The sequence below is a fragment of the Carnobacteriaceae bacterium zg-84 genome (genome assembly GCA_013874835.1).
Lineage (GTDB): Bacteria > Bacillota > Bacilli > Lactobacillales > Aerococcaceae > WM01.
The window spans coordinates 205,473-231,819 of sequence record CP059430.1 but is presented as its reverse complement, the minus strand read 5'-3'; the positions used below and the strand labels follow the sequence as shown (position 1 = coordinate 231,819).

The 26,347-nt window shown below is 35.4% G+C and carries 24 protein-coding genes; 6 read left to right on the top strand and 18 right to left on the bottom strand.

Features of this window, described 5'->3' with window-relative positions:
• The first annotated feature begins 208 nt into the window (after positions 1–208).
• Positions 209–1,513 (top strand): ISL3 family transposase, encoded by a 1,305-nt coding sequence (locus H1220_01125; protein ID QMI86003.1) that lies wholly within the window; start codon positions 209–211, stop codon positions 1,511–1,513.
• A gap of 272 nt (positions 1,514–1,785) precedes the next feature.
• On the opposite strand, the gene H1220_01120 is transcribed toward H1220_01125, so the two are convergent.
• Positions 1,786–3,981 (bottom strand): LPXTG cell wall anchor domain-containing protein, encoded by a 2,196-nt coding sequence (locus H1220_01120; protein ID QMI86002.1) that lies wholly within the window; start codon positions 3,979–3,981, stop codon positions 1,786–1,788.
• A gap of 192 nt (positions 3,982–4,173) precedes the next feature.
• Between H1220_01120 and H1220_01115 the strand changes: the two genes are divergently transcribed.
• Positions 4,174–4,494 (top strand): helix-turn-helix transcriptional regulator, encoded by a 321-nt coding sequence (locus tag H1220_01115; protein ID QMI86001.1) that lies wholly within the window; start codon positions 4,174–4,176, stop codon positions 4,492–4,494.
• A gap of 106 nt (positions 4,495–4,600) precedes the next feature.
• Here the strand turns inward: H1220_01115 and rpsI are convergent, their stop codons facing one another.
• From rpsI to secA, 14 genes are all read right to left on the bottom strand, one after another.
• The gene (gene rpsI / locus H1220_01110) at positions 4,601–4,993 is read right to left on the bottom strand and encodes a 30S ribosomal protein S9 (protein QMI86000.1); all 393 of its coding nucleotides are present in this window, start codon (positions 4,991–4,993) and stop codon (positions 4,601–4,603) included.
• Positions 4,994–5,006: 13 nt separating this feature from the next.
• Positions 5,007–5,450: a 50S ribosomal protein L13 gene (gene rplM / locus H1220_01105; GenBank protein ID QMI85999.1), complete on the bottom strand. Its 444-nt coding sequence runs from the start codon at positions 5,448–5,450 to the stop codon at positions 5,007–5,009.
• Between the two features lie 224 nt (positions 5,451–5,674).
• Positions 5,675–6,322, bottom strand: a complete 648-nt coding sequence (locus H1220_01100; protein ID QMI85998.1) for a YitT family protein — start codon at positions 6,320–6,322, stop codon at positions 5,675–5,677.
• Between the two features lie 189 nt (positions 6,323–6,511).
• A complete protein-coding gene (uvrA, locus tag H1220_01095; protein ID QMI85997.1) occupies positions 6,512–9,331 on the bottom strand; it encodes an excinuclease ABC subunit UvrA in 2,820 nt (939 codons plus the stop codon).
• A 147-nt stretch (positions 9,332–9,478) separates the two neighbouring features.
• Positions 9,479–10,132, bottom strand: coding sequence for a phosphate signaling complex protein PhoU (phoU, locus tag H1220_01090; protein ID QMI85996.1), 654 nt, complete (start codon positions 10,130–10,132; stop codon positions 9,479–9,481).
• Positions 10,133–10,150: 18 nt separating this feature from the next.
• On the bottom strand, positions 10,151–10,903 hold the full coding sequence (gene pstB, locus H1220_01085) for a phosphate ABC transporter ATP-binding protein (protein QMI85995.1): 753 nt from the start codon (positions 10,901–10,903) through the stop codon (positions 10,151–10,153).
• An 18-nt stretch (positions 10,904–10,921) separates the two neighbouring features.
• A complete protein-coding gene (gene pstB / locus H1220_01080; GenBank protein QMI85994.1) occupies positions 10,922–11,677 on the bottom strand; it encodes a phosphate ABC transporter ATP-binding protein in 756 nt (251 codons plus the stop codon).
• Between the two features lie 14 nt (positions 11,678–11,691).
• Positions 11,692–12,579: a phosphate ABC transporter permease PstA gene (gene pstA, locus H1220_01075; GenBank protein QMI85993.1), complete on the bottom strand. Its 888-nt coding sequence runs from the start codon at positions 12,577–12,579 to the stop codon at positions 11,692–11,694.
• A gap of 1 nt (position 12,580) precedes the next feature.
• A complete protein-coding gene (gene pstC / locus H1220_01070) occupies positions 12,581–13,480 on the bottom strand; it encodes a phosphate ABC transporter permease subunit PstC (protein QMI85992.1) in 900 nt (299 codons plus the stop codon).
• An 18-nt stretch (positions 13,481–13,498) separates the two neighbouring features.
• Positions 13,499–14,362, bottom strand: coding sequence for a phosphate ABC transporter substrate-binding protein PstS family protein (gene pstS, locus H1220_01065; GenBank protein ID QMI85991.1), 864 nt, complete (start codon positions 14,360–14,362; stop codon positions 13,499–13,501).
• A 339-nt stretch (positions 14,363–14,701) separates the two neighbouring features.
• Positions 14,702–15,583 carry an ABC transporter permease gene (locus tag H1220_01060; GenBank protein QMI85990.1) on the bottom strand — a complete coding sequence of 294 codons (882 nt, stop codon included), beginning with the start codon at positions 15,581–15,583 and terminating at the stop codon, positions 14,702–14,704.
• Positions 15,576–16,262, bottom strand: coding sequence for a cell division ATP-binding protein FtsE (ftsE, locus tag H1220_01055; GenBank protein QMI85989.1), 687 nt, complete (start codon positions 16,260–16,262; stop codon positions 15,576–15,578). The genes H1220_01060 and ftsE overlap by 8 nt, the downstream gene beginning before the upstream one ends.
• A gap of 265 nt (positions 16,263–16,527) precedes the next feature.
• Positions 16,528–17,647 (bottom strand): peptide chain release factor 2 gene (gene prfB, locus H1220_01050; GenBank protein QMI85988.1). Its coding sequence is split into 2 segments (ribosomal slippage): positions 16,528–17,586 and positions 17,588–17,647, totalling 1,119 coding nucleotides; the frame shifts between segments, so codons are not numbered across the junction.
• Between the two features lie 66 nt (positions 17,648–17,713).
• Complete coding sequence (gene secA, locus H1220_01045) at positions 17,714–20,080, bottom strand: preprotein translocase subunit SecA (GenBank protein QMI85987.1); 2,367 nt, start codon at positions 20,078–20,080, stop codon at positions 17,714–17,716.
• A gap of 437 nt (positions 20,081–20,517) precedes the next feature.
• Between secA and H1220_01040 the strand changes: the two genes are divergently transcribed.
• Both H1220_01040 and H1220_01035 read left to right on the top strand, forming a co-directional pair.
• Positions 20,518–20,823 carry a transposase gene (locus H1220_01040; GenBank protein ID QMI85986.1) on the top strand — a complete coding sequence of 102 codons (306 nt, stop codon included), beginning with the start codon at positions 20,518–20,520 and terminating at the stop codon, positions 20,821–20,823.
• A complete protein-coding gene (locus tag H1220_01035; GenBank protein ID QMI85985.1) occupies positions 20,741–20,935 on the top strand; it encodes a transposase family protein in 195 nt (64 codons plus the stop codon). The genes H1220_01040 and H1220_01035 overlap by 83 nt, the downstream gene beginning before the upstream one ends.
• 190 nt (positions 20,936–21,125) lie before the next feature.
• Here H1220_01035 and lysS read toward each other — a convergent pair whose 3' ends face one another.
• The 3 genes from lysS to rplS all read right to left on the bottom strand — a co-directional run bounded on the left by lysS (position 21,126) and on the right by rplS (position 24,169).
• Complete coding sequence (lysS, locus tag H1220_01030; GenBank protein ID QMI85984.1) at positions 21,126–22,649, bottom strand: lysine--tRNA ligase; 1,524 nt, start codon at positions 22,647–22,649, stop codon at positions 21,126–21,128.
• A 42-nt stretch (positions 22,650–22,691) separates the two neighbouring features.
• A complete protein-coding gene (gene dusB / locus H1220_01025; GenBank protein ID QMI85983.1) occupies positions 22,692–23,690 on the bottom strand; it encodes a tRNA dihydrouridine synthase DusB in 999 nt (332 codons plus the stop codon).
• Positions 23,691–23,821: 131 nt separating this feature from the next.
• Complete coding sequence (gene rplS / locus H1220_01020) at positions 23,822–24,169, bottom strand: 50S ribosomal protein L19 (GenBank protein QMI85982.1); 348 nt, start codon at positions 24,167–24,169, stop codon at positions 23,822–23,824.
• Positions 24,170–24,400: 231 nt separating this feature from the next.
• Here rplS and H1220_01015 point away from each other — a divergent pair, with 231 nt between their 5' ends.
• The gene (locus H1220_01015) at positions 24,401–24,634 is read left to right on the top strand and encodes a helix-turn-helix domain-containing protein (protein ID QMI85981.1); all 234 of its coding nucleotides are present in this window, start codon (positions 24,401–24,403) and stop codon (positions 24,632–24,634) included.
• A 213-nt stretch (positions 24,635–24,847) separates the two neighbouring features.
• Complete coding sequence (locus H1220_01010; GenBank protein QMI85980.1) at positions 24,848–26,152, top strand: ISL3 family transposase; 1,305 nt, start codon at positions 24,848–24,850, stop codon at positions 26,150–26,152.
• Positions 26,153–26,347: the final 195 nt, after the last annotated feature.

Genomic DNA, 26,347 nt, shown 5'->3' with positions numbered 1-26,347 from the left:
TCAACAAATGCCTTATAAACAGGAAAAACAAGCAATAAAAATCATTAAATATATATAATAAAAAATTACATCAACAGAATTTTTATATATAAAGGCTGTATAATTTTTAGGGTTGATGGCATAAGCCAGCAACCCTAATTTTATGTAGACAAAAAGGCAATTTTCTCTTAAATTAAAAGTACCACCAAATAATAAGGAGAAATTGCCTATGTCTAATATAACAGAAATCTTACTACAATTAAAGGATAAAAACATCACATTTGATCATGAAAACATATCAGAGTGTGACATTCGACATAAAAAATCATTGGTCTTATACGGTAAATTAACCTATACACCAGATTGTTGCCCAAATTGTCACGCAACCAATGGCATTGTAAAAAATGGGACACGTCAATCGCAACTGTCTTTATGCCAAATTTCAGGACTAAACGCCTATTTATCACTCACTAAACAACGTTTTTATTGTAAATCCTGTCAATCATCATTTACAGCGGAAACACCTATTGTGGATAAGCATTGTTTTATCACAAACCGTTTAAAACAAAAGATAATGGACACTTTAACAGAAACCATTTCAGAAACGTACATCGCTAAACAACACAATGTATCTGTACATACGGTCAGACGTATTGTTGATAAGGTCGCCTCTACTTTAAAAGTAAATCACAACACACAATTACCTCATCATCTGTGCTTTGATGAATTCAAGTCAGTAAAATCTTCTGATAGTGCCATGAGTTTTATCTATTGTGATGCACTGACTCATCAACTGATTGACGTTGTACACGACCGTAAATCCAGCACGCTATTAGACTACTTTGCTAGATACGATACCCAGACAAGAAAAGCTGTTAAAACAATTACGATTGATATGTTTCGCCCCTATATTCAGATATCCAAGCAAGTATTTCCTAACGCACATATCATTATCGACCCTTTTCATATTGTACAAGCATTAAATCGTGAGTTAACAAAACACAGAGTGCATGTAATGAAAGCTTTACATCAGAACAATCGCCGTTTATACAACAAAATGAAACGTTATTGGAAGTTGTTTTTAAGTAACACAGATACACTAAGTAGTTATCCTTATCACCGTTTTCCACTGTTTGATTGGATGACGCATACACAAGGGATAGTCGATTATTTATTGGAACAAGTCCCCGAACTAAGAGCCACATACGATGTCGTTCATCAATTAAGAGATGCTTTACATAATAGAGATTTTGACCGATTTGAAGAAATACTCATATGGGCTAAACAGGAAGCTATTTCTCCTGGTTTACGTAGAGTATTAAGAACTTTCAAAGGGTATTTACCCTATATTAAAAACACCTTTATCTACCATCATTTGACTAACGGTGCACTTGAAGGAATCAATCATAAAATTAAAGTACTTAAGAGAAATGCCTATGGTTATCGTAACTTTTCACATTTTAGAAATCGTATTTTATTAATCTGTAAGTTATATGTACCATATACCGTACCATCTACTTCACTAGTTGCTTAATAGTTTAAGTCAAAAGTGATGTACGAATAGCTCCTTCCCCGCACAACGTAGGGGAAGAGAAAAATGTATCGTGTACATTTCGGTGAGCCGTACATCACTTTGTGACTTAAAATAAAAAGATAGTGACGTAACATTTGTGACATCACTACTTTTTATGAGTCATCAACCCTATTTGACATAGAGCCTATATAAAAGTAGCGAATGGTTCATGCCATTCGCTACCGAAATCCCTTTATCACATTATCAATGAAAAGGTAAAAATTTGATGAAAACTATTTCTCTTTACGTCTACGTGCTACAATACCTGCACCAAATAAGGATAATACACCCGCTAATAATGTATGTGAAGCAGATGTTCCTGTATGTGGTAATCGTTTATTAGCAAATGTTGCACGTGTTAAAGGTTCTTTATTATATACTTTTTCAGATTTTGATTCTAATGCTGCATCACTATTTTCATCTGGTTTCACAGTCGGACTAAAGTTTGGTCTAGTCAAACGGTTAATATCCAATGTTGGTAATGCATCTACCGTTGGGAATGTATTTGGTACGCCATTTATACCTTTACCATTTTCTCTTAATTTAATCTCTTTTTGTAGATGATATAAATTACTAATACGGTTGTATTCATCCTCTGCTTTTTTCAATTCTTCTTTAGCATCAGCTAGTTCTTTTTGAGCTTGTTCTTTGTTTTGTTTAGCTGTATTTAGCTCTTCTTGAGCATGTGTTAATCTATCTTGTAATACTTGTGGATCTACCGATAAATCTTCTTTTTCTTTATTTGCTTTTTCTAATGCTTTTGTAGCATCCCCAATTTTTTTATTTAAATCGTTCACACGATGTTGTGCATTATCAACACCTTCTTGTGCTGTTTTAACTGCATTTGTTTTTGTGATAACATCACGTTTTGCATCTTCAACACGTTTTCTAGCTGCAACTTTAACTGGGTCTTTTGCATCTAATTCTTTTTTCTCGGCTTGTAATTTTGTAAGTTCACCTTGTAAATCGGTTACTTTTTTATTTTGATTTTCTAATGTTGTAGAAAGTTGTTTTGCTTCTTCTTTTAATGTTGCCAATTCTTCACGTAAAGCAGTTGTATCGCTAGCCACTTTTGTTTCTGTCACATAGCGGAATGTTGTATCTGGTAAAAACTTCAACTGTTTACCATTAAAGCGAAGTTTTAAGCCTGTTGATTGACTTCCCACTTCTTGTAAAGCTGACAAATCGCTTGTTTGTGACACACCATCAAATGATACCCCATATCTTGTAAATCTTTTTTCTGCCTTGTCAAGAGCTATCCCCATTACAAACTCACCATTAGCCGATAAAATATTTTTGGCATGACCATAATTATGTCCCACATTTGTATATTCTGAAAACCAAATTAACACTGCACGATAAGCGACTTCTTGATCAGATAAATATTTATCATTTAACATAGCCATTTGAGTAACATTTTCATACACCAATTCAGAAGGTCTTCCGCCTGGATAATCTGTTTGGTGAAATTTACCTTTATTAGCTACTTCATCAGCATGATAATTAGCAAAATCTTGATATTTTGGATTTTTAGAAACAGTTACTTGGCCTTTCAATCCATTAATGCGTTTTAACTCATTAATATAATTTGCAGCATATTCCATAATTTTTTGGATATTTGGTGTGTATGCCTTACCTTCTTCTACTACAACTGTTTCTGTTTTTTGACCATCATAAGCTATTTTTTCCATAACTGGATTCTTTTCACGAAGTCCATCATAATAACCTTTCCAATTATTACTGTCTTTCTCTTCCTGTTTTGTGTCTGTTGCATTATCAATTTCACGTTGTTTTGCTGCAATTTCTTGATTTTTAGCAGTTAAGTCCGCTTGTGTTTTGTTACGCTCTTGTTCTGTTGTTGCTTTTTCTTGCTCTTTAGCTTTTATTTTTTGTGCATTTTCCTCAGCACCTGCAGATGGTTGTTTCTCTGCTTCTGCTAATGCTGTTTGCGCATCTTCTTGTTCTTTTTTAGCATTATCCAATGCTGTTTGTGCTTCTTCTTTGTTAGTATTTGCTGCTGATACATCTTGTTGTGCTTGCTCTAATTCTTTTTCAGCTTGTTCTTTTTTAGCTGTTTCTTCTTCAATCGTTTTTTCAATTTTTGGCAATTCTTCATCTTTATGTTCAGCACGCGTAATGGCAGCTTGTGCAGCATCGACATCGTTTTGTTTATTTGTTTCGGCTTCTTCTGCTGCTTTAACCGCATTTTGCTTGTCATCTACGTTTGTTTTAGCCTCATTTTTAGCCTTTTCTGCACTGTCGACCTCAGCTTGAGTAATCTCTTTGTCTTTATTTTCAGATACAGCAGGTTTTACTGTTTCCTCCGGTGTCCCTTCTTCCGCTTGTACTACACTCGATTGAAAACTAACTCCAGCAAATGTCGCAAGCGCTATTGTTGATGTTGCTATTGTTTTAATTGATTTTTTCATAATATTCCTCCTTTCAATTCATCACAGGATTTAAAACTAATTTCTTTTATAGAATATGATTTCTACGCCATATATTTTACTATATTATAGGATTATAAGTCAATAACACCCCGTAAATATGGACTTTATTTCATCGATTATCTTTTTTTATTAACTATCCTAAATATATTAGGATAAGAGAGGTAGATATACATGAATACACTAGGGGAACATATTGCAAAAAGAGTTAAAGAACTAAGACAAAAAGCCGGGATGACACAACAAGAGTTAGCTACAAAAGCAGACATAGATTGGTCCACATTCAATAGAATAGAAAGAGGTAAAAATAAAAATATACAAGTAAATACACTAGATAAAATTATTAAAGCATTGGAAATTGACTACCCTGAATTTTTTACGTTCACAGGTAGCAAGCATATAAAGAACCGTATTATTTCTAAAATTATGCTTTTAGATGATACGAATAAAATTTTACACATTTTTGAAGACATATTAAATTGGAAAAACCATTAAATAAGACTTTTCGGCTCTATCATAAATGGTGTTTGTCAACACGATTTATGATAGAGCCTATAAAAACAGGACTTTTCTGTACGACAGAAAAGTCCTGTAATAACGATTAACGTTTTGAGAATTGGCTTGCTTTACGAGCAGCTTTAAGACCTGGTTTTTTACGTTCTTTCATACGTGGGTCACGTGTTAATAAGCCAGCAGCTTTTAACACACCACGGAAATCTGGGTCTACTTGTAATAATGCACGAGAAATACCGTGACGAGCAGCACCAGCTTGACCAGTGAAACCACCACCGTTTACGTTTACGTAAACGTCGTAGTTACCTAATGTTTGTGTTAAGTTTAATGGTTGTTTTACAACTTCATGTAAGTATGCAAATGGAATGTAGTCTTCAATATCTTTTTTGTTGAAAACAATTTTTCCTGTACCCGGTACTAAACGTACACGAGCAGTTGAATGTTTACGGCGACCTGTGCCGATATATTGAACTTGTGCCAATGTAATATCCTCCTTAGATTAAGTTAGTAATGTCTAATACTTCTGGTTTTTGTGCAGCATGTGGATGCTCTGAACCACCGTATACGTTTAATTTTGTAAACTGTCTACGACCTAAAGAGTTCTTTTGTAACATACCTTTAACTGATAATTCTACTAAACGACGAGAATCGTTTGCACGTAACTCACCAGCTGTACGAGCTTTCAATCCACCTGGGTGGTTTGAGTGACGGTAGTAAATTTTATCTGTTGCTTTTTTACCTGTTAATTTTACTTTATCAGCATTGATAACAATCACAAAATCACCTGTATCAACGTGTGGTGTATATTGTGGTTTCATTTTTCCGCGTAAAACGTCTGCTACAACTGTTGAAAGACGTCCTAAAGGAACATCTGTTGCATCAATCACATACCATTTACGTTCTACTTCACCTGGCTTAGCCATATATGTTGTACGCATTATTTTTCCTCCAAATTCTGTTTCCTTGTTTGATACATAATAAGTTTCCGGGGCTCATCATGGGGCAAACAATACCGTATTTAATCATATATTATCGCATGTTATTTGTCAATGACTATCTTACTTTTTTCTTGTTGTTTTCTTTGCTTTTTTATAGAAAAGGCATAAAAGTACCTCTTAGTCAAAGACCATTTGACTAAGAGGAAATCACTGTATCTTATACACTACTCAAAACGAATCGCATGGAAAATATTTCTCTGCTCAAGTCTATTTAAAAAGAACTGTGTAACTGGTGCTAAACAAATCATATTGATCAATGTTCCCTCACGAATAACCAAACTTGAACCAAATGTTAACATAAATAAAACCGCCAACAACAATGTAATCACATCTACCCATTGACGTACTTTTCGAAACGTTACACCATACTTGTCAGCAATCACTTTACACGCAGCTTCCAATGGAAAAACAACTAAGTCTAAGCGAATAATAGCAGCTACTGCAAAACCAGATAGCACCACACCAGAAACAAACACTAGTACACGTAAAAAATAATGGTCTAGTGTTATCGGTGTTAAGACACGGTAAATCATTAAATTTACAACAATTCCTAAAATATATGCTGCCCCTACTTGTAACCATTGACGCCAGTGAAAATCACGACGTTGCAATAATAATTGAATAAACACGCACACGATATTGATACTCATTAAAACGGTACCGACTTCTACACTTGTTACAGTAGCAAGTGCACTACTTAAAGAATTGACACTCCCAAATCCTATATCTGCCTTTAATGTCAAGCTAACCCCCACAGCAGCAAGCATCATAAAAATCGTCGTTAATACAAAATTTGTCCCGATTTTTCTCATCTATTTTCTAACTCCTCTTATAAAATAAATATAGTATATATAAAAAAAGTCATTTTGAAAAGTGTTTTGAAAAGAAAATGAAAACAAATCATTTTAAATATGCTGCCCCCTTTTTTGAAAAGTATTTTATATAACTTAAAAAGCTTGAAATCGACCAGCTATTTCAAGCTTTTTACATCTTCACTCATTCTACGATAATAAAGGTTTTAAATATTGTCCTGTGTAGCTTTCTTTGCAGAGTGCTACTTCTTCTGGAGTACCCGTTACTAAAATGGTACCTCCACCAGCACCACCCTCTGGACCTAAATCAATGATATAATCGGCTGTTTTTATAACATCTAAATTATGTTCGATAACGATAACTGTATTTCCCGCATCAACTAATCGATTTAGTACTGTCATCAATCGTTTAATATCATCTACATGTAAGCCCGTCGTTGGCTCATCTAAAATATAAACCGTTTTTCCAGTTGCTACACGTTGTAATTCACTTGCTAATTTCATACGCTGTGCTTCTCCACCAGATAAGGTTAATGCCGATTGCCCTAATCGAACATAGCCTAAACCAACATCAACAATCGTTTGTAATTTACGTCTGATTTTTGGTACGGCACTAAAAAACACTAATGCTTCTTCAATCGTCATATCTAACACTTCTGCGATATTTTTCCCTTTATAAGTCACTTCCAATGTTTCAGAATTATAACGTTTTCCATGGCACACTTCACAAGGCACATATACATCAGATAAAAAGTGCATTTCAATTTTTAAAATACCGTCGCCTTTACATGCTTCACAACGTCCACCCTTAACATTGAAGCTAAATCGTCCTTTTTTATACCCTCTTACCTTAGCTTCATTTGTCATGGCAAACACATCACGAATATCATCAAATACGCTTGTATAAGTTGCTGGATTACTTCGTGGTGTACGTCCAATAGGGCTTTGGTCAATATCAATGATTTTATCCAATCCCTCAAAACCTGAAATAGACTTGAAGTCCCCCGGTCTTTCTTTAGAACGCCCTAATTCTCGCATCAATGCTTTTTTCAAAATACTATTTACGAGCGAACTTTTTCCAGAACCCGAAACACCTGTAACAGCCGTTAAACGACCTATTGGAAAATCAACAGACACATTTTTTAAATTGTTTTCCTTAGCACCTGTTACTTTTATCCAACCTTTATCTTCAGAACGACGTTCCTTTGGCACCGGAATTTTTTTCACACCAGATAAATATTGCCCAGTCAATGAGTTTTCATTACTCATCACCTCTTCAGGCGTTCCCGCAGCAATCACTTGCCCACCATGCTCTCCCGCAAAAGGTCCCATATCAATCAAATAATCCGCCTGCTTCATCGTATCCTCATCATGCTCGACAACCACTAATGTATTCCCCAAATCTCGCATTTTGTGTAAAGAACTAATCAAACGGTCATTATCACGCTGATGTAACCCAATAGACGGCTCGTCAAGAACATACAAAACACCAGATAAATTAGACCCAATCTGTGTTGCAAGACGTATACGTTGTGCCTCTCCACCAGATAAAGTTCCTGCCGTACGACTTAGCGTTAAATACGTTAATCCAACATTGCGTAAAAACGTTAAACGGTCATTGATTTCTTTCAAAATAGGTTTAGCAATCATTTCATCAGCAGGAGAAAAACGTAATTGTTCAAAAAACGATAAACTATCCTCAATAGATAAATCAGTCACATCAGAAATACTTTGCCCTGCAATTTTTACGGACAATGCTTCTTTATTTAGACGTTGCCCCTTACAAGTTGGACAACGTAACTCTGTCATATACAAAGTCATTTGTTCCCTTGTATAATCACTAGCCGTTTCATGATAACGTCTTTTAATATTATTTAAAACTCCTTCAAACACGATGTCCACATCACGAACACCGCCAAACTCATTTTCATAATGAAAATGAAATGTCTTTCCTTTAGACCCATTTAAAACACTATCTTGATGTTCACTAGACAAATCTTTAAATGGAACGTCCATTGGAATATTTGATTGTGTACAAAATTGTTCTAACATTGTTGGATAATAATTTGAACTAATTGGATTCCACGCATGAATAGCACCCTCTTTTAAGGTTAACGATTTATCCGGAATCACTAAATCAACATCAACAGATAATGTGCTTCCTAATCCGTCACATGCCGAACACGAACCAAACGGTGCATTAAATGAAAATAATCGAGGCTCTAATTCTCCAACAGTAAATCCACAATACGGACAAGAATGATGCTCACTAAAAAGCATGTCTTCGCCATCAATCACATTCACAAGTACATATCCGTCCGCTATTTTTAAAGCTGTTTCAATAGACTCGAACAACCGAGAACGACTTTCTTCTTTTACCATTAGTCTATCAACAATCACTTCAATCGTATGTTTTTTGTTTTTATCTAGTTCAATCTCTTCTCCTAAATCAAACATATCACCATTGACACGAACACGAATATAACCATCTTTTTTTAATTGCTCAAACACTTTTTTATGCTGCCCTTTTTTTGCAGAAATAACAGGTGCCAATACTTGCAGTTTCGTTCTTTCTGGCAAGCTCATAACCGTATCAACCATTTGTTCAACTGTTTGACTTGAAATGGGTGTGCTATCGTTTGGACAAATCGGTTTCCCAACACGTGCAAATAACAATCTTAAATAGTCATTGATTTCCGTAACTGTTCCAACTGTTGAACGTGGGTTTTTACTCGTCGTTTTTTGATCGATTGATACAGCTGGACTAAGTCCCTCAATGCTATCAACATCAGGTTTATCCATTTGACCTAAAAATTGTCGAGCGTAACTCGATAAACTCTCAACATAACGTCTTTGGCCTTCTGCATATAATGTATCAAAGGCTAAAGAACTTTTACCCGACCCGGATAAACCCGTAATCACGACAAATTGATTTCTTGGTATATCTACTGAAATATCTTTTAAATTATGGGTTCTTGCCCCATTTACACGAATCACATCTTTTGACATACTAATCTCCACTCACTTATTTTATCTTTATCCTAAAACAGCTTTTAGGATAAAGATTCGCATGTTTATTCTACCACCCTTGTTGACAAATTGTCAACAAGGGTGGCTTGTATAAAAAGGACTAAGCAAACTTAGCCCTTTTGTTATTTAATTTAATTCTGTTAGTTTACCAGTGACAGTATAAACAATGCGTTCACAAATATTAGTAATATAGTCACCTATACGTTCCAAATAGCCTGCCACTTGCACATATTCCATACCACCTGTAACAGTTTCTGGATTTTCCAAAATACCTTGTGTTGATTTATGAACAACTTTTGTTAAATAATCATCGACTTTCTCGTCCTCTTCTGCAACACGTTTTGCTTCTTCCACATCAAGACTGACGTACGCTTTTAGAACACGCGTCATCATACTTTCAACAACTAATGCCATTTCTTCTAATAGTTTTTCAATTTCTAAAATACGATTATTGCCTTTTACTGCAATCGTTGCTTGGGCAATACTAACCGCATGGTCGCCTATACGCTCTAAATCACTTGATGCTTTCATTACAGCAACAATATTTCTTAAATCAGATGCCACCGGTTGTTGTAAAGCAATCAATGTAAAGCAGCCTTTTTCTAATTGTACTTCTGCTTTATTGATATATTTATCTGCTTTAATAACTTGTTCTGCTAACTCAACATCATGTTTGACAAAGGCACTCACAGCATTTGTGACAGCTACGTTAACATCACTACCCATTTCTAAAAATTCATCATATAGCTCACTTAACTCTTCATCAAAAAATCTTCTCATTTATTATGCTCCTTTCTATTAACCAAATCTTCCTGAAATATAATCATCTGTACGTTTATCACTTGGATTACTAAAAATATGTGCTGTTTTATCAAATTCAATCACTTTTCCAGACAAGAAAAAAGCAGTATTGTCAGAAATGCGACTAGCCTGTTGCATATTATGTGTCACAATAACAATCGTATAATCAGATTTTAAATCATAAATCAAATTTTCAATTTTACCAGACGATACTGGATCTAGCGCAGATGTTGGCTCATCCATTAAAATCACTTCTGGTTTCACAGCTAAAACACGCGCAATACACAAACGTTGTTGTTGCCCTCCGGACATACCCGCTGCATTATCTTGAAGTCTATCTTTGACAGCTTCCCATAAATCCGCTTGTTTTAAACTTGTTTCAACAAGTTCATCTAATATTTGTTTATCATGTATACCATGTATTCTCGGACCAAATGCAACATTATCATAAATCGAAAATGGAAATGGGTTAGGTTGTTGAAAGACCATGCCTACTTTCTTTCTTAATTGTACCAAATCTGTTGTTGGACTAAAAATATTCTGTCCATCTACTTTGATTTCACCTGTTATCGTCACATTTGGCATTAAATCGTTCATACGGTTTAAACTACGTAAAAAAGTCGATTTTCCACATCCACTCGGTCCAATGAGTGCATTGACAGTATGTTCTTGAAATGCTAAATTCACATCAAATAACGCTTGTTTTTGCCCATAAAATAAATTGATATTAGTTGCCTCAATAATTGCCATATAGACCTCTTTCTGTATTTATCCAAATCTTCCTGAAATATATTCTTCTGTTTTTTGATGTGTTGGATTTCTAAAGATTTTAGATGTTTTATCAAATTCAATCACTTCTCCAGATAAGAAGAAAGCTGTTTCTGTTGAGATACGTGCTGCTTGTTGCATATTGTGTGTCACAATAATAATGGTATACATATCTTTTAATTCTGCTAAAACATCTTCGATTGCACCAGAAGATACAGGATCTAATGCCGATGTTGGCTCATCCATTAGCAAAACATCTGGTTTCATTGCTAACGCTCTAGCAATGCACAAACGCTGTTGTTGCCCTCCTGATAATGCCAACGCACTTTTATTTAATTCATCTTTAACATCATTCCAAAGAGATGCTTGTATCAAAGATGTTTCCACAATTTCATCTAGTTCTTGCTTATTTGTCATACCGTGACGTTTTAATGGAAATGCGATATTATCGTAAATTGAGCGACTAAATGGGTTGGGTCTTTGAAAAACCATTCCAATATTTTTACGCAACGCATACACATCTTCTTTAGGTGTGTTGATATTACGTCCATTATAAAAAATTTCTCCTTCGATACGGCACGCAACAATTTCACGGTTAATTAAATTTAATGCTCTTAAATAGGTCGACTTTCCACATCCACTTGGGCCAATCAATGCTGTAATCTCATTTTTCTTAAAAGCCAAACTGACATTTTTTATTGCTTGATTTTGCCCATAAAATATATTCAAGTCTTTTGTTTCAATCGTTATACTCATTATTATTTCACCTACTATTTTGCTGATGTCATTTTTTTGTATAAATACTGTCCAAAACGACGAGCTACAAAGTTAAAAATTAAAATAAATAATATTAAGACTGCCGCTGTCCCATTTGACACAGCTTGTGCATCGGGTACCACTGCTTCACTATTCACTTTCCAAATATGAACAGCTAATGTTTCAGCTTGTCTAAACATATTTAATGGACTTCTCGGGCTAAACGGATTCCAGTTTGTAAAATCTAGTGCCGGTGCACTTTGCCCTGCTGTAAACAGCAACGCTGCTGCTTCTCCAAAAATACGACCAGCAGATAAAATAATCCCTGTTAAAATCCCTGGTAAAGCTGCCGGTACAACAACAAAAATCGTTGTTTCCCATTTTGTTAACCCTAATCCCAATCCTGCTTGACGTTGGTCGTGCGAAATATTTCTTAAAGATTGTTCCATGACACGAACAAGAATAGGCAAGTTAAAAATCGTTAATGTTAAAGCTCCCGACAAAATAGAATACTTAAATTTCATAGCTGTTACAAATAACAACATACCAAACAAACCTACAACAATAGACGGTAAAGAAGATAACACATCTACTGATAGTCGTATAAATTCCGTTGTTTTATTTTTAGGAGCATATTCCGATAAATAAATAGCCGCTCCTAACGAAATAGGGGTACTAATCAATAAAGTTAAGACAAGTAAATAAAACGAATTCCATAATTCTGGTAAAATACCGCCACCTGCTTTGATAGATTCTGGATTACTTGTTAAAAAACGCCAATTCACATGTTCAATACCGTGAATGAGAACATATCCAACCAAACTGGCTAAAATCAAACAAATCACTCCTGCGATACTATATAACACAATCGTTGCGATTTTATCTTGTTGTTTTGCGTTCATCTTAACGTCCTTTCTTGTCAATGCGTTTTACAATAGCTATAAAAATAATTGACATCATCAATAGCAATAAAGCTAAAGACCATAATACATTATTTTCTAAACTACCAAAAATGGTGTTTCCCATACTCAAAGTTAAAATACTCGTAATGGTTGATGCTGGCGTCACTAAAGACGTTGGAATAACAGCTGTATTTCCAATAACCATTTGAACCGCAAGAGCTTCACCAAAAGCACGTGTCATACCCATTACGAGAGCTGTTAAAATACCACTTTTAGCACTTCGTAACACAACGTGATAAATCATTTGCCAGCGTGTTGCACCTAACCCTAAAGCACCTTGTCTATAATAGTCTGGCACCGCATTTAATGCATCCACTGTTAAACTCGTTACTGTCGGTAAAATCATGACAGACAATACAAAAGCAGAGGACAAAATACCAAACCCTGTCCCACCAAACGAGCGAACAAAAGGTACAATAACACTCAAGCCAATCAATCCATAAACAACAGACGGAATACCTACTAATAATTCAATGACAGGTTGCAGAAATTTTTTCCCAAACTTTGGTGAAATTTCTACCATAAATACGGCTGCGCCCATCGCAAATGGTGCAGCGATTAAAATCGCTAGTAAAGTTGCACTGACAGAACCAATAATCATTGGTAATGCACCAACATAAGCTTGTCCATTAGCATCTGTTGATGAGGGTAACCATTTTGTTTTAAATAGAAAATCAACTGGGGATACACCATCTACAAAAAATGTAGACAACCCTCGTTGTGCAACCATTAAAATAATGGTAAAAACAACAATTCCCATTAAAAGCGTACATAAAAATGTTATTGTTTTACCAATTTTTTCAAGAGTACGTTTTGGAATTCTCTTTTTTGTTTGTTGCATTGCTTATCTCCTAGTTTATTATTTTACACGAATATTTCCTTTGACATCTCTATCTATTGTCATTGTCTTAACGGGAATATACCCTAATTGTGACACAATATTATCTTGAACATCATCACTTAACATGTACTCAAGAAATGTTTTTGTAATCACATCTTTTTCACGTTTTGTATACATATGTTCATACGCCCATATTTTCCATTGATTCGTTTCAACATTTTCTCGAGTTGGCTCAACCCCGTCAATAGACAGGGCTTGATAATCATCACTAAAATAAGAAAAAGATACATAACTAATCGCACCTTTTGTGTCTTTGACAAGTTTTTTTACCGTTCCAGAATTATCTTGCTCTTGTGCGACAATTGGTTCTTGATTATTTAACCCATACTTTTCAAATGTCGCACGGCTACCAGAACCACTAGCTCTATTGATAACGATAATGGGCATATTTTGCCCACCAACCTCTTGCCAGTTTCTTATTTTTCCTGTAAAAATATCAATCAGTTGCTGATGTGTGATATCACGTACACCTGATTCTTTATTAGCAATCACACCGATACCTACCACCGCAACTTTATGGTCTTGTAATTCATATTTATCGACATCAATCTTTTTTTCTTCAGCAAATGTATCTGAATTACCAATTTCAACTGTTCCCATCACAATTTGACTTAATCCTTGCCCAGAGCCGCCACCTTGTACATTGATGAGTACATCAGGATATTGCATTTGAAATTGCTCTGCGGCAACTTCCACAAGCGGTTGTAACGCAGACGATCCTACTGCTGTGATAGATCCATTCATACTTGTAATAGATGTTTGACACCCACTTAATACGAAACAAATACATATCATCATCAAAAAAATTGCTTTTTTTCTCATGTTAATAGCATACCTCATTTATTTTGTTTTTGTTCCTAGCTGAATTGTAGCATATTTAAATTTCATTAGAAACCAAAAAACTAAATTAAAGCCTTTTCTTGAAAAAAAAGTAAATATCTCATAAAAATACTATCTTTTTCAAACAAATAGTACCCTGTTAAAGAAAAACGCATCTATCATAAATCGTACTAGTGAATAAAATCCACCAATCACCATTTTGTATATAAAAATGGATAAGCCTTTATAACACTATACACAACTATTCTTAGTGTTAAACGTGGATAAAACACAACCCCCACTCATGTTGAACCTATCAACATGAGTGGGGGGTTCCATATATTATTTTTTCAAGAATCTGCGAATGGATACAATAGATCCGAAAGCACCAATTAAAATACCTAATGCAGCTAGACCTGCCGCTAAATATAAAGCATACGGATTTGGTGGTAATAAACTATAATGTGTTGTAATTAACTGCGGTTCAATAATCGCATATAGCGTTGTATAACCTAGATAAATTAACCCCACTGGTAAAACACTACCTAATAATCCAATAAATGCTCCCTCTAATAAGAACGGCCAACGAATAAACCATTTAGTCGCTCCAACTAGACGCATAATTTCAATTTCCGTTTGACGTGATAAAATTGTTGCACGAATGGTATTCATAATTAACATCACAGCAATCAGCACAAGACTGACAATCAAAATACCACCCCAAAATTGCATACCTTTTGAAAAGGCTACAAGCACTTCTGTGATTTCGCCACCGTCATTTGCCTTGTACACATATTTCAGCTCTCGAATTTTATTGGTCACATCTTTAATATTTGACGATTGGTCAACCATAACAATATACGCATCTCTTAAAGGATTGGAATCCTCTTTAAACAATGAAAAAGAAGGATATTTTTGGATAATTTCAGAAAGTTGTTCATCTTTACTAGAATAAATAACCGTTTGAACATGCGGTACAGCTTTTAATTGTCTTTCAAGCGCTTGTTCATCTTCCTTTGTCGCAGCTAAGTCTACGAATACTTTTACTTCTAATGAATTCGTTGCATCTTGCGCCATATCACTTACATTTAACAAAACAGAAGCAAAAATACCTACTAAAAGTAATGTTAAACCTACTGTAATAATTGACAATAAACTTCTCACAAAGTTACGACTAACACTTTGCAACGCTTCTTTTATATGTCTAAAAAACATTCTAATCATCGTATCCGTATTCTCCTTCCTGTTCGTCACGAACAAGACGTCCGTTTTCGATTGCTAATACACGATGTTTAATATTATTCACAATAGAACGACTGTGCGTTGCCATGATAACCGTTGTACCATTTGCACTAATACGCTCTAAAATGTTCATAATTTCTAACGCTGTATCCGGATCTAAGTTCCCTGTTGGCTCATCGGCAATAAGAACACCCGGCATATTCGCAATCGCACGTGCAATCGCAATACGTTGTTGCTCTCCTCCAGATAATTCATTTGGAAACATTCTTACTTTATGCTTTAACCCTACTAAATCAAGCACTTCTAAAACACGTTTACGAATGACACTCGGACGTTTTCCAATAACTTCCATAGCATACGCAATATTTTCATACACCGTTTTTTTCTCTAATAATTTAAAATCTTGGAAAACAACTCCAACATAACGTCTTAAATGTGGTAACTCTCTTTGTTTAATGGTACTTAAATCAAATTTACCCACCTTAATATCGCCTGACGTTAAACGTTCATCACAATACATCATCTTAATGAATGTTGATTTTCCTGCGCCACTAGGTCCTACAATATATACAAACTCTCCAGGATTTATATTGACAGACAAATCACTAATCGCTGTCACGCCGTTCGGGTAACGCTTGCTAACATTTCTCATTTCAATCATTTTATTCACCCACTTACAAATTGTCTCTATCGAGCGCTTGAGTATTATACCATACTTTATAATTGGATTTAATGTTATTTAAGTTACATTTATATTACGAAAAACACGATTTAAAGAAAATAAACGAACATTACTTGTTAAAAAAGACAAAAAACAGACAATATAAACAAAAATACGAGCAATAATCTACTAGAAAATCAAAAAGACTTGAACAGATTACTTCCAAGTCTTTTTACTATTTTTCCAATGTCAAAAATAGAAACATTTACTCCATTTCACTCGGCTCTTGCAAACTCAACTTCAAATACGCATCAATAAACGCATCTAAATCACCGTCCATAACAGCTTGTGTTTGCCCCACTGAAAAATTCGTACGATGATCTTTCACCATTGAATAAGGATGAAACACATACGAACGAATTTGTGACCCCCATCCGATCTCTTTTTGCTCTCCACGAATAGTATCTAACTCAGCAAGACGCTTTTCTTCCTCTAATTGATATAATTTCGCTTTTAACATTCTCATCGCTTGGTCTTTATTTTGAAATTGGGAACGTTGTGATTGACTCTGCACAACAATACCTGTTGGAATATGAGTAATACGTATAGCAGAAGACGTTTTATTAACGTGCTGACCACCTGCACCACTGGCTCTATATGTATCAATGCGTAAATCTTCAGTACTAATCTCTACTTCCACATCATCATCAATCTCAGGCATCACATCGACCGAGGCAAACGACGTATGGCGTTTTTTGGCAGCATCAAACGGTGAAATACGCACTAAACGATGCACACCTTTTTCGGCTTTTAAATAACCATAGGCATTTATTCCTTTAATCAATAAAGACACACTTTTAATACCAGCTTCCTCACCGTCTTGATAATCCAATGTTTCCACTTGAAATCCTTTCTTATCTGCCCAACGTGTATACATACGTAATAGCATACTTCCCCAGTCTTGTGACTCTGTTCCGCCTGCACCGGGATGAATTTCAAGAATGGCATTACGCTTATCATGCTCGCCATCTAAAAGCATTTGTAACTCATACGCCATGAGTTCCTCTTGTAATTGACGCACTTGCTCTTGTAGCTCCTGCTCGTACAACTCATCTGGTTCCATTTTCACTAAATCATACAAATCAACAACATCTTGATAGTGTTGATATAGTCGATGATATGTATCATAGGCTTGCTTTTTTTGATTTAAACTATCAATTATTTTTTTAGCCTTTTCATTATCGTCCCAAAAATCAGGCGCCAACATTTGATGCTCATAGTCGGCAATATCAACTTCTAACCGTTCTAAGTCAAAGAGAGTGCCCAAATGTTACTAATTGATTATTGGCTTTTTCAATAAACTGCTTGATTTCTACTAGTTCCATATTTTCTTCCTTACTCTAATTTATAACGAAACCAAACAAGGCTAATAGCCTTGTTTGGTTTTGTCATTATACACTTGCTCTTAAATTTGATTTCAAGATAATGCGTGTTGTTTCAAACTCAATAGTTTTAATCATCGCATTAAATCTTTCAAAACCTTCATTTTGGTATTCTGTTAACGGATTTGTTTGTGCGTATGAACGTAAACCAACACCTTGACGTAAATGATCCATTTCATCAATATGGCTTGTCCATTCTTGGTCAACAACACGTAAAATGACAAGTTTTTCAAATTGTAATAAATATTCTGGAGATTGTAGTTGATCTACTTTTTCTTGATAAACAGTCATGGCACGTTCATTTAAGTACGCTTCAATTTCTGCGGCTGTTTTACCCTCTAAATCAGATAATGTGATTGTATCAGGATGAACAAGAACATTTCCTGCAAACATTAAGATACCGTCTAAATCCCAATCTTTTTTATCTGCACTTGTACGAGCTTCTACCTCGTGATGAATTGTATTTTGAATCATACCTTTCACAACATCAGATAAACTCTCTGTTTCATCAATCACTTGTTGACGTTGAGAATACATAATTTCACGTTGTTCACGCATAACATCGTCATACTCCAAAACACTCTTACGTGAATCATAGTTATTCCCTTCAACACGACGTTGTGCTGACTCAACTTGACGAGAGAACATTTTACTTTGAATAGACATGTCTTCATCTTCACCAGCTGATTTCGTCATGTTTACTAACACTTCACGCATTCTATCGCTACCAAAACGTTTCAACAAATCATCTTCAAACGACAAGTAGAATTGGCTAGCACCAACGTCCCCTTGACGACCTGAACGTCCACGTAACTGATTATCAATACGACGTGACTCATGACGCTCTGTCCCAATCACGCATAAACCACCCAATTCTTTAACACCTTTACCTAACTTAATGTCCGTTCCACGTCCTGCCATGTTTGTCGCAATCGTTACAGCACCACGTTGCCCTGCACTTGTAATAATCTCAGCTTCTTTAGCATGGTTTTTCGCATTTAACACTTCATGAGGAATACCCTCAGCAACCAATAAATTAGATAATAATTCTGATGTTTCAACGGCTACTGTACCAACCAAGATTGGTTGCCCTTTTTCATGACGTTCTTTAATATCTTTTACAACAGCTTTAAATTTTGTATGTAATGTTGGATATAACAAATCTGGTGAATCAATACGTGCAATCGGTTTGTTTGTTGGAATACATACAACTTGCATATTATAAATTTCACGTAATTCCTCTTCTTCCGTTTTCGCAGTACCCGTACAGCCGGCTAATTTTTTATACATACGGAAGTAATTTTGGAATGTAATAGTTGCCATTGTTTTTGATTCATTTTGAATCGTTACACCCTCTTTAGCTTCAATTGCTTGGTGTAATCCGTCAGAGTAACGACGACCATCCATAACACGACCAGTAAATGGGTCAACGATTTTTACTTCGTCATTGTCTACCACATAATCAATATCTAATGACATGATGTAGTTCGCACGTAAAGATTGGTCAATGTGATGCACCAACAATGTATTTGACACATCATATAAGTTTTCCAAATGGAATACACGCTCAGCGCGCTCAATACCTTCATCTGTTAGCACAATCGTTTTTGTTGGCAAATCAATCGTATAGTGCTCTTCTTCTTTTAATCCTTTTACAAAAAAGTCTGCTCTTAAATACAAAGCATTTGATTTTTCGGCTTCACCAGAAATAATCAATGGCGTGCGAGCTTCGTCAATTAAGATTGAGTCTACTTCATCGACAATCGCATAGTTCAATGGGCGTTGTACCATGTTTGCTTTTTCCGTAACCATGTTATCACGTAAGTAGTCGAATCCTAATTCATTGTTTGTACTATATGTAATATCACACGCATACGCTTCACGTTTTTCAGCAGGTGTTTTACTGTTCAAGTTTAACCCAACAGTTAGACCTAAAAACTCGTATAATTCACCCATTTCTTTTGCATCACGTCCAGATAAGTATTCATTAACTGTCACAACGTGAACCCCTAAACCAGAAATGGCATTCAAATATACCGGCATTGTCGCTGTCAATGTTTTACCTTCACCTGTTTTCATTTCCGCAATATTACCTTCATGCAATGTTACACCACCCATAACCTGTACTTTATATGGGTACAAACCTAAAACACGTCTAGCTGCTTCACGAACAACGGCAAATGCTTCAGGAAGCATTTTATCTAAATCTTCCCCTTTTGCGTAACGCTCTTTAAATTCTTCTGTTTTTTGACGCAACTCTTCGTCTGTTTTTGCTTCCATTTCATCAGCATAACTAAATACTTTATCTGCAATTTTTTCTAGACGTTTCAACTCACGTTTTTCATTTTCAACTAATTTTTTCAACAAATTCGCCACGGTTTCTTATCTCCTTATAAATTCTTATATCTATGATGTCATTTCACATGCCAATATCGACACTTTAACTAGTACATCATATCATTTTTTTTGTAATATTTAAACCCTTTTATACCACAAATTGATATATAACCGTTTTCCAAAGACAAAAATCAATCTTTCACACCATTCTTTATCTTTATTCGGCTATTTTTGAAAACACATTTGCATCATTGAATAAGCATTATTGTAAAAATCCAATACATAAAACAGTTCAACGTTGAACATTGCACAACGAATTGTTCTGACTGCTGTTAGAAACTCATGTGGGGGATAAAAGTTTGGTTGTATAATTTTTAGGGTTGATGGCATAAGCCACCAACCCTAATTTTATGTAGACAAAAAGGCAATTTTCTCTTAAATTAAAAGTACGACCAAATAATAAAGAGAAATTGCCTATGTCTAATATAACAGAAATCTTACTACAATTAAAGGATAAAAACATCACATTTGATCATAAAAATATATCAGAATGTATTATTCAACATAAAAAATCATTAGTCTTATACGGTAAATCAACCTACACACCAGATTGTTGCCCAAATTGTCACGCAACCAATGGCATTGTAAAAAATGGGACACGTCAATCGCGACTGTCTTTATGCCAAATTTCAGGACCAAATGCCTATTTATCACTCACTAAACAACGTTTTTATTGTAAAACCTGTCAATCATCATTTACAGCGAAACCCCCATGTAGATAAGCATTGTTTTATTACGAACCGTTTAAAACAAAAGATAATAGACACTTTAACAGAAACCATTTCAGAAACCTACATCGCTAAACAGCACAATGTATCGTGTACATTTCGGTGAGCCGTACATCACTTTGTGACTTAAAATAAAAAGATAGTGACGTATGAACAGCTCCTTTACCGCACAACATAGGGAAGAGAAATATTTTGGTAAGCCGTATAACTTAACGTCTGATACGAAAAAAGACTGTTGACACTCTTACTTTGTCAACAGTCTGAGAACCGTTTTTGCGAAAAACGATTCTTTTTTATTATAATTGTCGCATTGTAGGGAACAACAAGACATCACGAATAGATTGAGCATCCGTTAATAGCATTGTAAATCTATCAATACCGATACCTAATCCTCCAGTTGGCGGCATGCCATATTCTAACGCTTCGATAAAGTCTTCATCAATCGGATGCGCTTCATCATTTCCTTTATCTTTTTCTACCATTTGTGCTTCAAAACGTTCACGTTGGTCGATTGGGTCTGTTAATTCTGTAAAGGCATTAGCATATTCTTTTGTCACAATGAATAATTCAAAGCGATCTGTAAAACGTGGATCTTCTTCATTTTTACGTGCTAAAGGAGATACTTCCACAGGATGCCCATATACAAACGTTGGTTGGATACATACTCCCTCTCCAAACTCTTCAAAGAACGCATTGATAATATGTCCTACCGTTGTATCATGATCATTTAATTTTACATGATGTTTTTCAGCTACTGCTTTTGCTTCTTCAAATGTCATTTCTTGCCAGAAATCAACACCCGTTTGCTCTTTGATTAAATCAACCATATGCACTCGTTTCCAAGGTGTTTCCAAATCAATCTCTTGACCATTATATTGTAATACCGCTGTACCTAGTACACGTTTTGTAACATGACGCAATAAGTTTTCCGTTAAATCCATCACATCTGTGTACATTGTATACGCTGTATACACTTCCATTGACGTAAATTCTGGGTTGTGTGTCGTATCAATCCCTTCATTACGGAACACACGTCCAATTTCATAAACTTTCTCCATACCCCCAACCACAAGACGTTTTAGATGTAATTCTGTGGCAATACGTAAATACAATTCCATATCCAACGCATTATGGTGTGTGATAAATGGACGAGCTGTCGCACCACCTGCTAAAGTATGTAACACTGGTGTTTCGACTTCTAAATAACCTGCATCATCCATATAACGACGAATTTCACTTACGATACGTGAACGTAAAATAAAACGTTGACGACTTTCATCATTACTAATTAAATCTAAATAACGTTGACGATATTTTTGTTCAACATTCGTTAAACCGTGGTATTTATCAGGTAGAGGACGCAATGCTTTTGTCAAGTGAACAAACTCTTTGGCACGAACTGTCAATTCACCCATATCCGTTTTCATGATTGTCCCAACAACACCAACAATATCACCTAAATCAGCCACTTTAAAAATTTCGTATTGTACTTCACCAACTTGATCTTGACGCACATAAATTTGAATACGTCCAGATTGATCTTGTAAATGCGCAAAACCCGCTTTCCCTTTTCCACGTTTTGTCATTAAACGACCTGCAATTTGCACAGTAACAGGCTCTTTTTCAGCAATATCCTCTTTTGTAAATTCTTCAAATTCCACTTGTAAATCAGCTGCTAAATGATGACGCTCAAAACCACTAGCAAATGGATTCACATTTGTTTCTGCTAATTTTTGCATTTTTTCACGACGTACGAGTAACTGGTCGTTCAATTCCATTTTCACATCTTCTGACACTTGTTTCACTCCAATTCTTTTCATTCTTCGTGTCTATCATAACACATAGAACGTGTTCTTTCACTATTAAATCTCTATTTTTAAACTTCTTTCTTCAACTTCTTCAATAAAAGCATCCATCAAATCAATCATTTCTTGTTGCGTTGTTGCTTGATTGATTAAATTTTTCGTCTTGGAAGCACGCGGAATCCCTTTTAAATAGTAATTCGCATGTTGTCTAAACTCTCTTGACGCAACCACTTCCCCTTTTAAATCAACCAAACGTTGTAAATGCACCTTTGCAATATCAATCTTCTCTCTAGGTGTATGAGGCGGTAATAATTCTCCTGTTTCTAAATAATGCACGGTTTGTTTAATCATCCACGGATTTCCTAGCGCTGCTCTTCCAATCATCACTCCGTCAACACCCGTTTCATCTAACATACGTTTAGCATCCTCTGGTGTTTTCACATCGCCATTTCCAACTAGAGGAATCGTTTTTAACGCTTGTTTTACGTCCTTTAAAATTGTCCAATCAGCATATCCCTCGTACATTTGTACACGTGTACGTCCATGCATCGCTACCATGCTCGCACCCGCACGCTCTGCTGCCAGAGCATTCTCAACAGCATACAAATGCTCGCTGTCCCAACCTGTACGCATTTTCACCGTAACAGGCACTTTGACCGCATCTACAACAGACGCAACCATTTCATATACTTTATTCGGATCCAACAACCACTTAGCGCCAGCCTCCGCCTTAATCACCTTATTTACCGGGCATCCCATATTGATGTCAATAATCGCCGCTTGCGTATGCTCCTCCACATACTTGGCAGCCTCCACCAAGGTTTCTTTACTTCCTCCCATAATTTGTACACTTAAAGGATACTCTTGAGGCTCAATATGCAGCATACTTAATGTCTTTTCATTTCTGAATTGAATGCCTTTATCACTAATCATTTCGCATACTACTAACCCTGCTCCCATTTCTTTAACTGTGACACGAAAAGCAGCGTTACTAATACCTGCCATTGGCGCAACGACAACGGGATTTACAATATCAATGTTCCCAATTTTAAACATATTTTCTCCTTATTTATCATTTAACTTTTTATCAAATGCTGTTACCATTCGATAAAACAAATATATATCATCTATTTTAGTTTAATAACATATTAAAAAATCTCGCCCGTATGGGCGAGATAGACTGTCTATTAACGACGACGCTCTGCAATACGAGCTGCTTTTCCGTGTAACGCACGTAAGTAGTATAATTTCGCACGACGTACTTTACCATGACGAACTACTTCAATTTTTGCTACACGTGGTGTATGTAATGGGAATGTACGTTCCACACCAACACCGTTAGAGATTTTACGTACTGTATAAGTTTCACTGATACCAGCACCACGGCGTTTAATAACAACACCTTCAAATAACTGGATACGTTCACGAGTTCCCTCAACAACTTTAGCGTGTACACGCACTGTATCTCCAGGACGGAAATCAGGAATATCTGTACGTAATTGTTCTTGTGTAATCTTTTCGATTAGTTGACTCATCTCTTTTTCTCCTTCTTCTGCGAATATTCATATACGACATTTTCATATAGCGGAATACTCTGAATATGTGGTCGCCCACTTCGTATTATTGTAGCATTTTTTAAGTTACTTGTAAATATGTATGTCGTGGTAAATTTGAGGAGTAAATTATAGAATTAAGTTAGCCAGTGATACAAAAAAAGCATCTCATAGGATATACTTTTCATAATCACAAAAAAAGGATACCAAGAGATGCAAGAATACTATAACACAAAAGGCAAGCATATAACAGAAAAAGAACGTTACTTCATCGAAAAATGGAAAAAAGAAGGTAAAAGTAACCGAGAAATCGATAGATTATTAGATAAAAATTACCAAACCATCAATAACGAAATTAAACATGGACTCATCGATTTATCTTTTCATGGCGGCACTAAAGAATACTATGCTCAAAAGGCACAACAACTGCTACTCCTAACGAAATAACGGCTATTGAACACTGGATAAATCGTTATCGATTGATAAAGTTACTTAATTTTTGAACACCAACACGATTTATTATAGAATCAATATTCATGAAATCAGGCTGTATAATTTTTAGGGTTGATGGCATAAGCCAACAACCCTAATTTTATGTAGACAAAAAGGCAATTTTCTCTTAAATTAAAAGTACGACCAAATAATAAGGAGAAATTGCCTGTGTCTAATATAACAGAAATCTTACTACAATTAAAGGATAAAAACATCACATTTGATCATGAAAACGTATCAGAGTGTGACATTCGACATAAAAAATCATTAGTCTTATACGGTAAATTAACCTATACACCAGATTGTTGCCCAAATTGTCACGCAACCAATGGCATTGTAAAAAATGGGACACGTCAATCACAACTGTCTTTATGCCAAATTTCAGGACTAAACGCCTATTTATCACTCACTAAACAACGTTTTTATTGTAAATCCTGTCAATCATCATTTACAGCTGAAACACCTATTGTGGATAAGCATTGTTTTATCACAAACCGTTTAAAACAAAAGATAATGGACACTTTAACAGAAACCATTTCAGAAACCTACATCGCTAAACAACACAATGTATCTGTACATACGGTCAGACGTATTGTTGATAAAGTCGCCTCTACTTTAAAAGTAAATCACAACACACAATTACCTCATCATCTATGCTTTGATGAATTTAAGTCAGTAAAATCTTCTGATAGTGCCATGAGTTTTATCTATTGTGATGCACTGACTCATCAACTGATTGACGTTGTACACGACCGTAAATCCAGCACGCTATTAGACTACTTTGCTAGATACGATACCCAGACAAGAAAAGCTGTTAAAACAATTACGATTGATATGTTTCGCCCCTATATTCAGATATCCAAGCAAGTATTTCCTAACGCACATATCATTATCGACCCTTTTCATATTGTACAAGCATTAAATCGTGAGTTAACAAAACACAGAGTGCATGTAATGAAAGCTTTACATCAGAACAATCGCCGTTTATACAACAAAATGAAACGTTATTGGAAGTTGTTTTTAAGTAACACAGATACACTAAGTAGTTATCCTTATCACCGTTTTCCACTGTTTGATTGGATGACGCATACACAAGGGATAGTCGATTATTTATTGGAACAAGTCCCCGAACTACGGGCCACATACGATGTTGTTCATCAATTAAGAGATGCTTTACATAATAGAGATTTTGACCGATTTGAAGAAATACTCATATGGGCTAAACAGGAAGCTATTTCTCCTGGTTTACGTAGAGTATTAAGAACGTTCAAAGGGTATTTACCCTATATTAAAAACACCTTTATCTACCATCATTTGACTAACGGTGCACTTGAAGGAATCAATCATAAAATTAAGGTACTTAAGAGAAATGCCTATGGTTATCGTAACTTTTCACATTTTAGAAATCGTATTTTATTCATGTGTAAGTTATATGTACCATATACCGTACCATCTACTTCACTAGTTGCTTAATAGTTTAAGTCAAAAGTGACGTACGAATAACTCCTTCCCCGCACAACGTAGGGGAAGAGACATGTATCGTATACATTTCGGTGAGCCGTACATCACTTTGTGACTTAAAATAAAAAGATAGTGACGTAACATTTGTGACATCACTACCTTTTATGAGTCATCAACCCTATTTGACATAGAGCCTGAAATCAAAAA

Excerpts from the sequence above, each read along its gene's own strand:
- H1220_01125 (QMI86003.1), top strand. The coding sequence starts at position 209 with ATGTCTAATATAACAGAAATCTTACTACAATTAAAGGATAAAAACATC.
- H1220_01120 (QMI86002.1), bottom strand. The coding sequence starts at position 3,981 with ATGAAAAAATCAATTAAAACAATAGCAACATCAACAATAGCGCTTGCG.
- H1220_01115 (QMI86001.1), top strand. The coding sequence starts at position 4,174 with ATGAATACACTAGGGGAACATATTGCAAAAAGAGTTAAAGAACTAAGA.
- rplM (QMI85999.1), bottom strand. The coding sequence starts at position 5,450 with ATGCGTACAACATATATGGCTAAGCCAGGTGAAGTAGAACGTAAATGG.
- H1220_01100 (QMI85998.1), bottom strand. The coding sequence starts at position 6,322 with ATGAGAAAAATCGGGACAAATTTTGTATTAACGACGATTTTTATGATG.
- uvrA (QMI85997.1), bottom strand. The coding sequence starts at position 9,331 with ATGTCAAAAGATGTGATTCGTGTAAATGGGGCAAGAACCCATAATTTA.
- phoU (QMI85996.1), bottom strand. The coding sequence starts at position 10,132 with ATGAGAAGATTTTTTGATGAAGAGTTAAGTGAGCTATATGATGAATTT.
- pstB (QMI85995.1), bottom strand. The coding sequence starts at position 10,903 with ATGGCAATTATTGAGGCAACTAATATCAATTTATTTTATGGGCAAAAA.
- pstB (QMI85994.1), bottom strand. The coding sequence starts at position 11,677 with ATGAGTATAACGATTGAAACAAAAGACTTGAATATATTTTATGGGCAA.
- pstA (QMI85993.1), bottom strand. The coding sequence starts at position 12,579 with ATGAACGCAAAACAACAAGATAAAATCGCAACGATTGTGTTATATAGT.
- pstC (QMI85992.1), bottom strand. The coding sequence starts at position 13,480 with ATGCAACAAACAAAAAAGAGAATTCCAAAACGTACTCTTGAAAAAATT.
- pstS (QMI85991.1), bottom strand. The coding sequence starts at position 14,362 with ATGAGAAAAAAAGCAATTTTTTTGATGATGATATGTATTTGTTTCGTA.
- H1220_01060 (QMI85990.1), bottom strand. The coding sequence starts at position 15,583 with ATGATTAGAATGTTTTTTAGACATATAAAAGAAGCGTTGCAAAGTGTT.
- ftsE (QMI85989.1), bottom strand. The coding sequence starts at position 16,262 with ATGATTGAAATGAGAAATGTTAGCAAGCGTTACCCGAACGGCGTGACA.
- H1220_01040 (QMI85986.1), top strand. The coding sequence starts at position 20,518 with ATGTCTAATATAACAGAAATCTTACTACAATTAAAGGATAAAAACATC.
- H1220_01035 (QMI85985.1), top strand. The coding sequence starts at position 20,741 with ATGCCTATTTATCACTCACTAAACAACGTTTTTATTGTAAAACCTGTC.
- lysS (QMI85984.1), bottom strand. The coding sequence starts at position 22,649 with ATGAAAAGAATTGGAGTGAAACAAGTGTCAGAAGATGTGAAAATGGAA.
- dusB (QMI85983.1), bottom strand. The coding sequence starts at position 23,690 with ATGTTTAAAATTGGGAACATTGATATTGTAAATCCCGTTGTCGTTGCG.
- rplS (QMI85982.1), bottom strand. The coding sequence starts at position 24,169 with ATGAGTCAACTAATCGAAAAGATTACACAAGAACAATTACGTACAGAT.
- H1220_01015 (QMI85981.1), top strand. The coding sequence starts at position 24,401 with ATGCAAGAATACTATAACACAAAAGGCAAGCATATAACAGAAAAAGAA.